Origin of the sequence: Rhizobium sp. ZX09 (assembly GCF_017357485.1) — a bacterium.
Classification (GTDB): Bacteria; Pseudomonadota; Alphaproteobacteria; order Rhizobiales; family Rhizobiaceae; genus Agrobacterium; species Agrobacterium pusense.
This window is the reverse complement of record NZ_CP031363.1, coordinates 1,664,077-1,677,593: the sequence shown is the minus strand read 5'-3', so window position 1 is coordinate 1,677,593 and position 13,517 is coordinate 1,664,077. Positions and strand designations below refer to the sequence as shown.

The window sequence follows — 13,517 nt, the reverse complement described above, 5'->3', positions numbered from 1 at the left end:
CCTGCCGGTTTCCCGAGCGGTCTTTGCGGTTCGGGATACTTTCGCCGCATTATGCGGTTAATCCGTATTTAAAGCTCTGGACGGCGACCCGGGAAGAAGCCGGTCCAGATGCAAACAGGGGCAGCAGCTAGCCTCTCAAGGAGACAAGGCATGAACCAAGAGGTCATGAATCTTTTCAATCCTCAGGTGCCTGCGCAGCATTTCGATTCCATCCGGATTTCGATCGCTTCGCCGGAAAAAATCCTGTCGTGGTCCTACGGCGAGATCAAGAAGCCGGAAACCATCAACTACCGTACGTTCAAGCCTGAGCGTGACGGTCTTTTCTGCGCTCGCATCTTCGGACCGATCAAGGACTACGAGTGCCTGTGCGGCAAGTACAAGCGCATGAAGTACAAGGGCATCATCTGCGAAAAGTGCGGCGTCGAAGTGACGCTGTCGCGCGTTCGCCGTGAGCGCATGGGCCATATCGAGCTCGCAGCGCCGGTTGCCCACATCTGGTTCCTGAAGTCGCTTCCTTCGCGTATCTCGACCCTGCTCGACATGACGCTGAAGGATGTTGAGCGCGTTCTCTATTTCGAGAACTACATTGTCACGGAACCCGGTCTCACCTCGCTCAAGCAGAACCAGCTTCTGTCTGAAGAAGAGTACATGATCGCCGTCGACGAGTTCGGCGAAGACCAGTTCACCGCCATGATCGGCGCTGAAGCCATCTATGAGATGCTGGCTTCGATGAACCTCGAAAAGATCGCCGGCGACCTGCGTGCCGAACTTGCTGAGACCACGTCGGATCTCAAGCAGAAGAAGCTGATGAAGCGCCTGAAGATCGTCGAGAACTTCATGGAATCGGGCAACCGTCCTGAATGGATGATCATGAAGGTCGTTCCGGTCATTCCGCCGGACCTGCGTCCGCTGGTTCCGCTGGATGGCGGCCGTTTTGCGACGTCCGACCTTAACGATCTCTATCGCCGCGTCATCAACCGTAACAACCGTCTGAAGCGCCTGATCGAGCTTCGTGCGCCTGGCATCATCATCCGCAACGAAAAGCGTATGTTGCAGGAATCCGTCGATGCGCTGTTCGACAACGGCCGTCGCGGTCGCGTCATCACGGGTGCCAACAAGCGCCCGCTGAAGTCGCTCTCCGACATGCTCAAGGGCAAGCAGGGCCGTTTCCGCCAGAACCTTCTCGGCAAGCGCGTCGACTATTCCGGCCGTTCGGTCATCGTGACCGGTCCGGAACTGAAGCTGCACCAGTGCGGCCTGCCGAAGAAGATGGCGCTCGAACTGTTCAAGCCGTTCATCTATGCCCGCCTCGACGCCAAGGGTTACTCCTCGACCGTCAAGCAGGCCAAGAAGCTGGTTGAAAAGGAAAAGCCTGAGGTTTGGGATATCCTCGACGAGGTCATCCGCGAGCATCCGGTTCTCTTGAACCGCGCACCGACGCTGCACCGTCTGGGTATCCAGGCTTTCGAACCCATGCTGGTCGAAGGCAAGGCCATCCAGCTGCACCCGCTCGTCTGCACGGCCTTCAACGCCGACTTCGACGGTGACCAGATGGCTGTTCACGTTCCGCTTTCGCTGGAAGCCCAGCTGGAAGCGCGCGTGCTGATGATGTCGACCAACAACATCCTGCATCCGGCAAACGGCCACCCGATCATCGTTCCTTCGCAGGACATGGTTCTCGGCCTGTATTACCTGTCGATCATGAACCAGAACGAGCCGGGCGAAGGCATGGCCTTCTCCGACATCGGTGAACTGCATCACGCACTTGAAAACAAGGTCGTGACGCTGCATGCCAAGATCCGTGGTCGCTTCAAGACCGTGGATGCCGATGGCAAGCCGGTTTCGAAGATCCATGAGACGACCCCCGGCCGTATGCTGATTGGCGAACTTCTGCCGAAGAACGTCAACGTGCCTTTCGACGTCTGCAACCAGGAAATGACCAAGAAGAACATCTCCAAGATGATCGACACGGTCTACCGTCATTGCGGCCAGAAAGACACGGTCATCTTCTGTGACCGCATCATGCAGCTCGGCTTTGCCCATGCCTGCCGCGCCGGCATTTCGTTCGGCAAGGACGACATGGTCATTCCTGACAGCAAGGTGAAGATCGTTGGCGACACCGAAGCTCTCGTGAAGGAATACGAACAGCAGTATAATGATGGTCTCATCACCCAGGGCGAAAAGTACAACAAGGTTGTCGACGCCTGGGGCAAGGCAACCGAAAAGGTCGCCGAAGAGATGATGGCACGCATCAAGGCTGTCGAGTTCGACCCGGAAACGGGCCGCCAGAAGCCGATGAACTCCATCTACATGATGTCTCACTCGGGTGCTCGTGGTTCTCCGAACCAGATGCGTCAGCTGGGCGGCATGCGCGGCCTGATGGCGAAGCCATCGGGTGAAATCATCGAGACGCCGATCATCTCGAACTTCAAGGAAGGCCTGACCGTTAACGAGTACTTCAACTCGACCCACGGTGCCCGTAAGGGTCTCGCAGACACCGCCCTGAAGACCGCGAACTCGGGTTACCTGACCCGTCGTCTCGTCGACGTCGCGCAGGATTGCATCGTCAACTCCAGGGATTGCGGCACCGACAAGGGCCTCACCATGACTGCCATCGTTGATGCCGGTCAGGTGGTTGCTTCGCTCGGCGCGCGTATCCTCGGTCGTACGGCTCTCGATGACATCGACAACCCGGTCACCGGCGAGAACATCGTCAAGGCTGGCACGCTGATCGACGAAGCCGACGTGGCTGCCATCGAGAAGGCTGGCATCCAGTCCGTTCGCATCCGCTCGGCGCTCACCTGCGAAGTGCAGGTTGGTGTCTGCGGCGTCTGCTACGGTCGTGACCTTGCACGCGGTACGCCTGTCAACATGGGCGAAGCCGTTGGCGTTATCGCCGCTCAGTCGATCGGTGAACCTGGCACGCAGCTCACCATGCGTACGTTCCACCTTGGTGGCACGGCAAACGTGGTCGACCAGTCGTTCCTCGAAGCGTCTTATGAAGGCACGATCCAGATCAAGAACCGCAACATCCTGCGGAACTCCGAAGGCGTTCTCATCGCCATGGGCCGTAACATGTCCGTTACGATCCTTGATGAGCGCGGCGCGGAACGTTCCACACAGCGTGTGGCTTACGGTTCGAAGATCTTCGTTGATGATGGCGACAAGGTAAAGCGTGGCCAGCGTCTTGCAGAGTGGGACCCCTACACCCGTCCGATGATGACGGAAGTGGAAGGTACCGTTCACTTCGAAGACCTCGTCGACGGTCTATCCGTTCTGGAAGCAACCGACGAATCCACCGGCATCACCAAGCGTCAGGTCATTGACTGGCGCTCGACGCCGCGCGGTTCGGATCTCAAGCCTGCGATCGTCATCAAGGACGCGTCCGGCGCTGTTGCGAAGCTTGCCCGTGGTGGCGAAGCCCGCTTCCAGCTCTCGGTCGACGCCATCCTGTCGGTCGAGCCGGGTGCGAAGGTCTCCCAGGGTGACGTGCTTGCACGTTCGCCGCTGGAAAGCGCCAAGACGAAGGACATCACCGGTGGTCTGCCGCGCGTTGCGGAACTGTTCGAAGCCCGTCGTCCGAAGGATCACGCCATCATCGCAGAGATCGATGGTACGATCCGCCTCGGCCGCGACTACAAGAACAAGCGCCGCGTGATGATCGAGCCTGCGGAAGACGGCGTCGAGCCGGTCGAATACCTGATCCCGAAGGGCAAGCCCTTCCACCTTCAGGAAGGCGACTATATCGAAAAGGGTGAATACATCCTCGACGGTAACCCGGCGCCGCACGACATTCTGGCGATCAAGGGCGTGGAAGCTCTGGCTTCCTACCTCGTGAACGAAATCCAGGAAGTCTACCGTCTGCAGGGCGTTGTGATCAACGACAAGCACATCGAGGTGATCGTTCGCCAGATGCTGCAGAAGGTTGAAATCACCGATGCTGGCGATAGCCAGTACATCGTGGGTGACAACGTTGATCGCATCGAACTCGATGACAACAATGACCGCCTGATCGAAGAAGGCAAGAAGCCTGCCTATGGCGAGCCGGTTCTGCTCGGCATCACCAAGGCTTCGCTGCAGACGCCGTCCTTCATCTCGGCCGCATCCTTCCAGGAGACCACCAAGGTTCTCACGGAAGCTGCGATTGCCGGCAAGACGGACACGCTGCAGGGCCTCAAGGAAAACGTCATTGTCGGCCGTCTCATCCCGGCCGGTACCGGCGGCACCATGACGCAGATCCGCCGCATCGCCACCTCGCGCGACGACCTCATTCTCGAGGAACGCCGCAAGGGTACCGGTGCAGGTTCTGCAAACCAGATGCTGCAGGACATGACGGACCAGGCTCCGGCTGCCGAGTAAGGTCAGACAGGGCAGGGGCTTTGCGGAGCCCCCCAAAGTTCGAAGCAAAACGCCCGGAGCAATCCGGGCGTTTTTGTTTTTATGGACAGAGGCCGGGCGCCTCCACCGCCGCCCGGCATTCCTGCATATGCAGCAGGGTTAGTCCTGTTTCCGGATGTTATAGCGGGTCAGGACAGAGAGGCGCCGAACAAGATCGGTCTGGCCTGCGCTGCCGGTCTTGGCATAGATCGACTTTGCGTTGCTGCGCACCGTTTCATGGGAAATCTGCAATTGCTTCGCCACTGCCGGTAGCGAAAGTCCTTTCATGATTTCCAAAGCCACGCGTGCCTCGCCTCTTGTGAGGTCGTATAACCCCTTCAATAACGCGCTTGCGTCGGCAATGGTGCCGGTGGGCTGCGATATGAGCACGATGGCGTTGCCTTTCGGAGATAAGTCGAGCGCCTTCTTGCGCAGCGGTATGACGTGAAGAATGCAGGGTCTATCTTCACCGGCGGGGAGAGGGAAGGAACCGGCATCGTGCCCGGCCAGCGCTTTGTATAGGAGCCGGTTCACCCTCTCGTCAGCAATGGCAATACTGTCGCGCGTGGGGGCGGCGAAACATTTCTGCAATGACAGGAAGAGATCGTTGGCCGAGAGAATGAGGCCGTTTGCCTGCAGCACGGCTGCCGGAGCGCCAATGGCATTGAGGCCGAAGGTCATCGCGTCGGCTTTCTGCCGTTGCAGCCGCGTTGCGAGCGCAAGGCTACGGGCGATATGTGGCCTCAGTCCGGCGAGCGCAGCCATCGTATCAGGCCGGATTATGCCAGCTTCCAGCCTGTGTTCAAACAGCACTGTCATCTCCGGATGGCCGGGCGACGCGACCTGTGTCGTCGCACCATAGCCCAGGCCGCGGGGCCTGAGGAACTCACGGACGATCGGCAGTTCGGCCCATTCATCAGGGGTGAAGACGTCGAAATCCTGCACGAAGGCGAACCGGCCTTCACGGGCAGTACGCGTAAGGCGATCATTGCGGTGATTCCAGCCTCCCGCCATGTAGTCCTTCATCAGTTCTTGAAAGTTGGGCGTGTGCAGCCAGGCCTGGTCTTCCCCCTTGCCCCAGGTGATGGCGCCGCCCCAGAAACCGAGGCGGCCGCCGGCATTTGCCAGAACCTGCGACCAGCGGTCGTGAAAAAGCGCCGCTTCATAAATGTCATCGATAATGTCAGACGATGATAAAGTATCCAACCCGACCCCGAAATTTTGCGTCGGAACTATTCTAAGCCTATGTTTGCGCGGCATTCAATCTTTTAAGAATCAATACTATTATTCAGACTACATATTCTATAAGTGACTTAATATATTGACAAGCTTTCCAAAAGGGTCGCGTACGAACAGGCGACGTACGCCCCAGGACTCGACGGTGGGGCCGTATTCTATCGGCAGTCCGGCTGCGACGATCCGGTCGCGGACCTCGTCGAAATTGTCGACTTCTATGGAGAAGTCCGGCACATCTGTGCCGGAACCGCCTTCGCGCGCAAAGCTTAGCTGCGCCGGCGCCTTGAGCGGGCTGGCATGGGTGACGATCCAGCCGTGATCCATGGCGACCGGCATGCCGAGGATATCGCCATAAAAGACCTGCGCCAGCGCGGGGTCGGAGGTAGCGATGTTGGCGACGACACGTCTGACCGCCATGGCCAAGGCTCTTCAGGCGAAGCGGATGATGGCGACTTCGCCTTCGAGCGCGCCCTGATAGGCCGAGGCGTGCGGCTCTTCATCGGGAATTTCGGTCAGCATGCCGATCTGGTCGAGATCGGCTTCGATGAAGCCTTCCTCGGAAAGCGCATTCAGCGTTTCGCGAACGGCTGTGTCGTCATCCGGCGCCCTGAGGATGACGTGAATGTCGATACCCTCGGAGTTGTCGGTTTCGTAAGCCTTGCCGATGACGATGAAGACCATCGGCTCGTCGCGTCCGTTGTCGTTGTCGGGGAGGGTGCTCATGACGCGGTTCCTTGATCTTTCGTTGCTGTCATCAGGGCAGGGGGAATCGGTTCCGCCCGCGGCGCGGCCATGTCCGGCCAGCCTGAGGGAATCAATAGACGGATTTTATGAAAAGCCAAAGGCCGGAGGTTAAAATCGCTGCCGTTGATGCCGACTTATGGTATAGGGAGGGGGAAATGGCGTTGCGGTGGCGTTCGTGGCCCCGAGCGCGCGCGCAAAATGCGGATTCACCCTTGACGAAAGCTGGCTAAAACAGTAGTACGCCCGCCATCGGAGCCTCTGTGGGTGCTGGCCGTTCGGTAAGCTTTTTCCCGAACATCATCTCAAACGGGTCTCCATTGCACGTAGAAGACACGAATGTTGCACGCAAGACGCCTCATCCGGTGTCCTCTGCTCTTGGTGGTCCATCCGTGAAACCGGATCGGGCCACGTTTTGCGCATGAGGATATATGCGTGCATCGTCGCCGGCAACGGCATAGCCGCCACCCGTGAGGGTGGCTAAAGTAGTTTTTGCAAGGGATGGTTATATGCCTACCGTAAACCAGCTGATCCGCAAGCCTCGCCAGGCACAGGTAAAGCGCAACAAGGTTCCTGCCCTGCAGGAAAACCCGCAGAAGCGTGGTGTTTGCACCCGCGTTTACACGACGACCCCGAAGAAGCCGAACTCGGCTCTGCGTAAGGTTGCCAAGATCCGCCTCACCAACGGCTTCGAAGTCATCGGCTACATTCCTGGCGAAGGTCACAACCTTCAGGAACACTCTGTCGTCATGATCCGCGGCGGCCGCGTGAAGGACTTGCCGGGCGTTCGTTACCACATCATCCGCGGTGTTCTCGATACCCAGGGCGTCAAGAACCGCAAGCAGCGCCGTTCGAAGTACGGTGCGAAGCGTCCGAAGTAATTTCGGCAACAACAATTCGGCGCTGCGCGAGGTTCTCCGCGTGGTATAGCGTCAATAACATTGAGAGACAAAAAGTATGTCCCGTCGCCATAGTGCAGAAAAGCGTGAGATCAACCCGGATCCGAAGTTCGGTGATCTGGTCGTCACCAAGTTCATGAACGCCATCATGCTTCACGGCAAGAAGTCGGTAGCAGAAAGCATCGTTTACGGCGCGTTCGACGTCGTTCAGGGCAAGACGAAGCAGGAGCCGCTCGCCGTGTTCCATTCGGCCCTCGACAATGTTGCGCCGCATGTTGAAGTGCGTTCGCGCCGCGTTGGTGGTGCGACATACCAGGTTCCGGTTGATGTTCGTCCCGAGCGTCGCCAGGCCCTCGCAATCCGCTGGTTGATCACCGCTGCGCGCAAGCGCAACGAAACGACCATGATCGATCGCCTCTCCGGCGAACTCATGGACGCTGCGAACAACCGCGGCTCCGCCGTCAAGAAGCGTGAAGACACGCACAAGATGGCCGACGCTAACCGCGCATTCTCGCATTACCGCTGGTAATCTTAACCGATCGCATATCGAAAGGCAGTCCATTATGGCTCGCGAATATAAAATCGAAGACTACCGCAATTTCGGTATCATGGCGCATATCGACGCCGGCAAGACGACCACCACCGAGCGTATTCTCTATTACACCGGTAAGTCGCACAAGATCGGCGAAGTTCACGATGGCGCAGCCACGATGGACTGGATGGAGCAGGAGCAGGAGCGTGGTATCACCATCACGTCCGCTGCGACCACGACCTTCTGGAAGGGCCGTGACGGCAAGACCCGCCGCTTCAACATCATCGACACCCCCGGCCACGTTGACTTCACCATCGAAGTCGAGCGTTCGCTGCGCGTTCTCGACGGCGCCATCGCGCTGCTCGACGCCAACGCCGGTGTTGAGCCGCAGACGGAAACCGTCTGGCGTCAGGCTGAGAAGTATCATGTTCCGCGCATGATCTTCTGCAACAAGATGGACAAGACCGGTGCTGACTTCTACCGCTCGGTAGAAATGATCAAGACCCGTCTCGGCGCCACTGCCGTTGTCATGCAGCTGCCGATCGGCGCTGAGACCGAGTTCAAGGGCGTTATCGACCTGATCGAGATGAATGCTCTCGTATGGCGCGACGAGTCGCTCGGCGCCCAGTGGGACGTCGTCGAGATCCCCGAGGACATGAAGGCCAAGGCTGAAGAATATCGTGAAAAGCTGATCGAGACGGTTGTCGAGATCGACGAAGAAGCGATGGAAGCCTACCTCGAAGGCAACTACCCGGACAACGACAAGATTCGTGAACTCGTTCGCCGCGGCACCATCGACGTGAAGTTCCACCCGATGTTCTGTGGTACTGCGTTCAAGAACAAGGGCGTTCAGCCGCTCCTCGACGCCGTTGTCGACTATCTGCCTTCGCCGCTGGACATTCCGGCGATCAAGGGCATCGACGCCAAGACGGAAGCCGAAATCGAGCGTCACGCTGACGATTCCGAGCCGCTTTCCATGCTCGCGTTCAAGATCATGAACGACCCCTTCGTTGGTTCGCTCACTTTCGCACGCATCTACTCGGGCAAGCTCGAAAAGGGCACGTCTGTCATGAACACGGTCAAGGACAAGCGCGAGCGCGTCGGCCGTATGCTGCAGATGCACTCCAACAGCCGTGAAGACATCGAAGAAGCCTATGCAGGCGACATCGTTGCTCTGGCTGGCCTCAAGGAAACCACCACTGGCGATACGCTCTGCGATCCGCTGAAGCCGGTTATCCTCGAGCGCATGGAATTCCCCGAGCCGGTCATCCAGATCGCGATCGAGCCGAAGACCAAGGGCGACCAGGAAAAGATGGGCCTCGCGCTCAACCGTCTGGCTGCAGAAGATCCGTCCTTCCGTGTCAAGACCGACGACGAATCCGGCCAGACCATCATTGCCGGCATGGGCGAACTTCACCTCGACATCATCGTTGACCGTATGCGTCGCGAGTTCAAGGTTGAAGCAACCGTCGGTGCTCCGCAGGTTGCCTACCGCGAAACGATCACGCGTCAGCACGAAGAAGACTACACGCACAAGAAGCAGTCCGGTGGTACCGGTCAGTTCGCTCGCGTGAAGATCATCTTCGAACCGAACCCCGAAGGCGAAGACTTCAAGTTCGAGTCGAAGATCGTCGGTGGTGCTGTTCCGAAGGAATACATCCCGGGCGTTCAGAAGGGTATCGAAAGCGTTCTGTCTTCCGGTCCGCTGGCTGGCTTCCCGATGCTCGGCGTTAAGGCGACGCTGGTCGACGGTGCATTCCACGATGTTGACTCGTCGGTTCTCGCCTTCGAAATCGCATCGCGTGCCTGCTTCCGTGAAGCAGCCAAGAAGGCTGGTGCACAGCTTCTCGAGCCGATGATGAAGGTCGAAGTCGTAACGCCGGAAGACTATGTCGGCGACGTTATCGGCGACCTGAACTCCCGTCGTGGTCAGATCCAGGGCCAGGAAAGCCGTGGTATCGCCGTCGTCATCAACGCGCATGTTCCGCTCGCGAACATGTTCAAGTACGTCGATAACCTGCGCTCCATGTCGCAGGGTCGCGCTCAGTACTCGATGACGTTCGATCACTATTCGCCGGTTCCGTCGAACGTGGCGCAGGAAATCCAGGCAAAGTACTCCGGTCAGAAGTGATCGGGGTACGCCCCACCGAATTTTGAAGATTATTCCCGTCACGGGACAAGAATGGAGAGCCACTAATGGCAAAGAGCAAGTTTGAGCGGACGAAGCCGCACGTCAACATTGGCACGATCGGTCACGTTGACCATGGCAAGACGTCGCTGACGGCAGCAATCACGAAGTTCTTCGGCGAGTTCAAGGCGTATGACCAGATCGACGCGGCTCCTGAAGAGAAGGCTCGTGGTATCACGATCTCGACGGCACACGTTGAGTACGAGACGGCCAACCGTCACTACGCTCACGTTGACTGCCCCGGCCACGCCGACTACGTGAAGAACATGATCACCGGTGCTGCCCAGATGGACGGCGCGATCCTGGTTTGCTCCGCCGCTGACGGCCCGATGCCGCAGACGCGCGAGCACATCCTGCTTGCCCGTCAGGTTGGCGTTCCGGCCATCGTCGTGTTCCTCAACAAGGTCGACCAGGTTGACGACGCCGAGCTTCTCGAGCTCGTCGAGCTTGAAGTTCGCGAACTTCTGTCGTCCTACGACTTCCCGGGCGACGATATTCCGATCATCAAGGGTTCGGCGCTTGCTGCTCTTGAAGATTCCGACAAGAAGATCGGTGAAGACGCGATCCGCGAGCTGATGGCTGCGGTTGACGCCTACATCCCGACGCCTGAGCGTCCGATCGACCAGCCGTTCCTGATGCCGATCGAAGACGTGTTCTCGATCTCGGGCCGTGGTACGGTTGTGACGGGTCGCGTTGAGCGCGGTATCGTCAAGGTTGGTGAAGAAGTCGAAATCGTCGGCATCCGTCCGACCTCGAAGACGACTGTTACCGGCGTTGAAATGTTCCGCAAGCTGCTCGACCAGGGCCAGGCTGGCGACAACATCGGTGCACTTGTTCGCGGTGTTAACCGTGACGGCGTCGAGCGTGGTCAGATCCTGTGCAAGCCGGGTTCGGTAAAGCCGCACAAGAAGTTCAAGGCAGAAGCCTACATCCTGACGAAGGAAGAAGGCGGCCGTCATACGCCGTTCTTCACGAACTATCGTCCGCAGTTCTACTTCCGCACGACGGACGTTACGGGCATCGTTACGCTTCCGGAAGGCACGGAAATGGTTATGCCTGGCGACAACGTCACGGTTGACGTCGAGCTGATCGTTCCGATCGCGATGGAAGAAAAGCTGCGCTTCGCTATCCGCGAAGGCGGCCGTACCGTCGGCGCCGGCATCGTTGCCTCGATCGTCGAGTAATCTCGACCGTTGAAATTCAGGCTGGCGGCGGTGTGAACAGCACCGCCGCCGGACTTTTGGTAAAAAGCCTGGCGGCGTTGCATTTTTAGTGCTTGAAAAATTCGGTGAAAGCGCGTAAACGCGCACTCACATTCACCGCTGGATTCGCAAGCGATTGCGGAACGCGGTGTTTTTAGCAATACAGACTACTGAAATGATTGGGGTGCGACGCGCATTCCTCTCGATTTTTGAAAATCTGCGGCGCCACGATCAATAGAAGTTCATGTGTTTCCGCGTGCGGAAACGAATAACAAAGAACAAGGACAAGACGAATGAACGGCCAGAATATCCGTATCCGCCTCAAGGCGTTCGATCACCGGATCCTCGATGCCTCTACCCGTGAAATCGTGTCGACCGCAAAGCGCACCGGCGCCAGCGTTCGCGGCCCGGTTCCGCTCCCCACCCGCATCGAAAAGTTTACTGTCAACCGCTCTCCCCACGTTGACAAGAAGAGCCGTGAACAGTTCGAAATGCGGACGCACAAGCGTCTTCTCGATATCGTTGACCCGACCCCGCAGACTGTCGATGCCCTTATGAAGCTCGACCTCGCTGCTGGCGTTGACGTGGAAATCAAGCTCTAAGACCCGGCCCGAACCATTCAGGGTAAGGGCTGAAATAACAAGGAAGGTACGTGGAGCAATCCAACGACTTCCAAACCGGAGACCGGAAACATCGTGAGATGTCGAAGGGCACTCCTTAACAAAGGCCAGAGAGGGTTTTCCCTTCAAGGCTCGCAAGAGGATGAACCAATGCGTTCAGGTGTGATTGCACAGAAAGTGGGTATGACACGCGTCTATAACGACGCAGGTGAACATATCCCTGTAACAGTATTGCGACTGGATAACGTACAAGTCGTTGCCCAGCGCACGGAAGACAAGAATGGCTACACCGCAGTTCAGCTCGGTGCCGGCCAGTCCAAGGTCAAGAACACGACGAAGGCGCTTCGCGGTCACTTTGCCGCTGCCAATGTCGAACCGAAGGCAAAGCTCGTCGAGTTCCGGGTTTCCCCCGAGAACCTGATCGACATCGGTGCAACACTGACCGCAAATCATTTTCAGACCGGCCAGCTGGTCGATGTCACCGGAACCACGATCGGTAAGGGTTTCGCCGGTGCTATGAAGCGTCACAACTTCGGTGGTGGCCGCGCTTCGCACGGTAACTCGATCTCGCACCGTGCACACGGTTCGACTGGTTCCAATCAGGATCCGGGTCGCGTCTGGAAGGGCAAGCGCATGGCTGGTCATATGGGCCAGACCCGCGTTACGACCCAGAACCTCGAAGTCGTTTCGACTGATGAAGACCGTGGCCTCATCCTCGTGAAGGGTGCAGTTCCCGGCTCGAAGGGTTCCTGGATCATCGTCCGCGACGCCGTCAAGTCGGCTGCGAAGTAAGGGAGCCTTATCATGGAATTGAACGTCAAGACCCTCGAGGGAAAAGACGCCGGCAAGGTTTCTCTGTCGGATGAGATCTTCGGCCTCGACCCCCGCCAGGACATTCTGGCCCGCATGGTTCGCTGGCAGCTTGCAAAGAAGCAGCAGGGAACCCACAAGTCCAAGAACCGGTCGGAAGTTTCCCGCACCGGCGCGAAGATGTACAAGCAGAAGGGTACGGGCCGCGCTCGTCACCATTCGGCTCGCGCACCGCAGTTCCGCGGCGGCGGCAAGGCCCACGGCCCGGTTGTTCGCAGCCACGCCCATGACCTTCCCAAGAAGGTTCGTGCGCTCGCCCTGCGTCATGCCCTGTCTGCAAAGCTGAAGGCTGAAGAACTGATCATCGTCGATCAGCTCGTCGCGTCCGAAGCAAAGACCAAGGCTCTGCTGGGCAGCTTCGCTTCGCTTGGCCTGACCAACGCTCTCGTTATCGGCGGCGCCGAACTTGATGGCAACTTCAAGCTCGCTGCTCAGAACATCCCGAACGTGGACGTTCTGCCGGTACAGGGCATCAATGTTTACGACATCCTGCGCCGTGGCAAGCTGGTGCTTTCCAAGGCTGCTGTAGAGGCTCTGGAGGAGCGGTTCAAATGACGGATCTTCGCCACTACGATGTGATCGTATCTCCTTCGATCACGGAAAAGTCGACGCTGGTATCCGAACAGAACCAGGTCGTATTCAACGTCGCCAAGAATGCTTCCAAGCCTGAAATCAAGGCTGCCGTGGAAGCTCTCTTCGGCGTCAAAGTCACGGCTGTGAACACGCTTATCCGCAAGGGTAAGACCCGTCGTTTCCGTGGGTTCGCCGGTAAGCTGAAGGACGTCAAGAAAGCCGTCGTCACGCTCGCCGAAGGTCAATCCATCGACGTGTCCACCGGACTCTAAAGGTTAG

12 protein-coding genes are annotated in these 13,517 nt (G+C 58.2%); 9 read left to right on the top strand and 3 right to left on the bottom strand.

From position 1 onward, the window contains the following. Positions 1–150 precede the first annotated feature (150 nt). Positions 151–4,359, top strand: a complete 4,209-nt coding sequence (rpoC, locus tag BTN45_RS08420; RefSeq protein WP_004442633.1) for a DNA-directed RNA polymerase subunit beta' — start codon at positions 151–153, stop codon at positions 4,357–4,359. Between the two features lie 138 nt (positions 4,360–4,497). Here rpoC and BTN45_RS08415 read toward each other — a convergent pair whose 3' ends face one another. The 3 genes from BTN45_RS08415 to BTN45_RS08405 all read right to left on the bottom strand — a co-directional run bounded on the left by BTN45_RS08415 (position 4,498) and on the right by BTN45_RS08405 (position 6,336). Beyond that, on the bottom strand, positions 4,498–5,583 hold the full coding sequence (locus BTN45_RS08415; protein WP_207587172.1) for a helix-turn-helix transcriptional regulator: 1,086 nt from the start codon (positions 5,581–5,583) through the stop codon (positions 4,498–4,500). A 96-nt stretch (positions 5,584–5,679) separates the two neighbouring features. After that, positions 5,680–6,030, bottom strand: coding sequence for a VOC family protein (locus BTN45_RS08410; RefSeq protein WP_077987216.1), 351 nt, complete (start codon positions 6,028–6,030; stop codon positions 5,680–5,682). A gap of 12 nt (positions 6,031–6,042) precedes the next feature. Next, on the bottom strand, positions 6,043–6,336 hold the full coding sequence (locus BTN45_RS08405; RefSeq protein WP_003523731.1) for a hypothetical protein: 294 nt from the start codon (positions 6,334–6,336) through the stop codon (positions 6,043–6,045). Positions 6,337–6,863: 527 nt separating this feature from the next. On the opposite strand from BTN45_RS08405, the gene rpsL reads away from it, so the two are divergent. From rpsL to BTN45_RS08365, 8 genes are all read left to right on the top strand, one after another. Continuing rightward, complete coding sequence (rpsL, locus tag BTN45_RS08400; protein WP_003507760.1) at positions 6,864–7,235, top strand: 30S ribosomal protein S12; 372 nt, start codon at positions 6,864–6,866, stop codon at positions 7,233–7,235. 76 nt (positions 7,236–7,311) lie between these two features. After that, the gene (gene rpsG / locus BTN45_RS08395) at positions 7,312–7,782 is read left to right on the top strand and encodes a 30S ribosomal protein S7 (protein WP_004442621.1); all 471 of its coding nucleotides are present in this window, start codon (positions 7,312–7,314) and stop codon (positions 7,780–7,782) included. Positions 7,783–7,816: 34 nt separating this feature from the next. Then, positions 7,817–9,916, top strand: a complete 2,100-nt coding sequence (gene fusA, locus BTN45_RS08390; protein WP_004442619.1) for an elongation factor G — start codon at positions 7,817–7,819, stop codon at positions 9,914–9,916. 65 nt (positions 9,917–9,981) lie between these two features. Continuing rightward, entirely contained in the window at positions 9,982–11,157 is a 1,176-nt protein-coding gene (gene tuf, locus BTN45_RS08385) for an elongation factor Tu (RefSeq protein WP_004442617.1), read from the top strand. Between the two features lie 311 nt (positions 11,158–11,468). Next, entirely contained in the window at positions 11,469–11,777 is a 309-nt protein-coding gene (rpsJ, locus tag BTN45_RS08380; RefSeq protein WP_003507767.1) for a 30S ribosomal protein S10, read from the top strand. Positions 11,778–11,945: 168 nt separating this feature from the next. Continuing rightward, a complete protein-coding gene (rplC, locus tag BTN45_RS08375) occupies positions 11,946–12,587 on the top strand; it encodes a 50S ribosomal protein L3 (RefSeq protein ID WP_004442604.1) in 642 nt (213 codons plus the stop codon). A gap of 12 nt (positions 12,588–12,599) precedes the next feature. Further along, entirely contained in the window at positions 12,600–13,220 is a 621-nt protein-coding gene (rplD, locus tag BTN45_RS08370; protein ID WP_003495173.1) for a 50S ribosomal protein L4, read from the top strand. Then, entirely contained in the window at positions 13,217–13,510 is a 294-nt protein-coding gene (locus BTN45_RS08365) for a 50S ribosomal protein L23 (RefSeq protein WP_003521003.1), read from the top strand. The genes rplD and BTN45_RS08365 overlap by 4 nt, the downstream gene beginning before the upstream one ends. The last annotated feature ends 7 nt before the right edge of the window (positions 13,511–13,517 follow it).

Excerpts from the sequence above, each read along its gene's own strand:
- rplD (WP_003495173.1), top strand. The coding sequence starts at position 12,600 with ATGGAATTGAACGTCAAGACCCTCGAGGGAAAAGACGCCGGCAAGGTT.
- rpsJ (WP_003507767.1), top strand. The coding sequence starts at position 11,469 with ATGAACGGCCAGAATATCCGTATCCGCCTCAAGGCGTTCGATCACCGG.
- fusA (WP_004442619.1), top strand. The coding sequence starts at position 7,817 with ATGGCTCGCGAATATAAAATCGAAGACTACCGCAATTTCGGTATCATG.
- BTN45_RS08365 (WP_003521003.1), top strand. The coding sequence starts at position 13,217 with ATGACGGATCTTCGCCACTACGATGTGATCGTATCTCCTTCGATCACG.
- rpsL (WP_003507760.1), top strand. The coding sequence starts at position 6,864 with ATGCCTACCGTAAACCAGCTGATCCGCAAGCCTCGCCAGGCACAGGTA.
- BTN45_RS08405 (WP_003523731.1), bottom strand. The coding sequence starts at position 6,336 with ATGAGCACCCTCCCCGACAACGACAACGGACGCGACGAGCCGATGGTC.
- rpoC (WP_004442633.1), top strand. The coding sequence starts at position 151 with ATGAACCAAGAGGTCATGAATCTTTTCAATCCTCAGGTGCCTGCGCAG.
- BTN45_RS08410 (WP_077987216.1), bottom strand. The coding sequence starts at position 6,030 with ATGGCGGTCAGACGTGTCGTCGCCAACATCGCTACCTCCGACCCCGCG.
- rpsG (WP_004442621.1), top strand. The coding sequence starts at position 7,312 with ATGTCCCGTCGCCATAGTGCAGAAAAGCGTGAGATCAACCCGGATCCG.
- rplC (WP_004442604.1), top strand. The coding sequence starts at position 11,946 with ATGCGTTCAGGTGTGATTGCACAGAAAGTGGGTATGACACGCGTCTAT.
- tuf (WP_004442617.1), top strand. The coding sequence starts at position 9,982 with ATGGCAAAGAGCAAGTTTGAGCGGACGAAGCCGCACGTCAACATTGGC.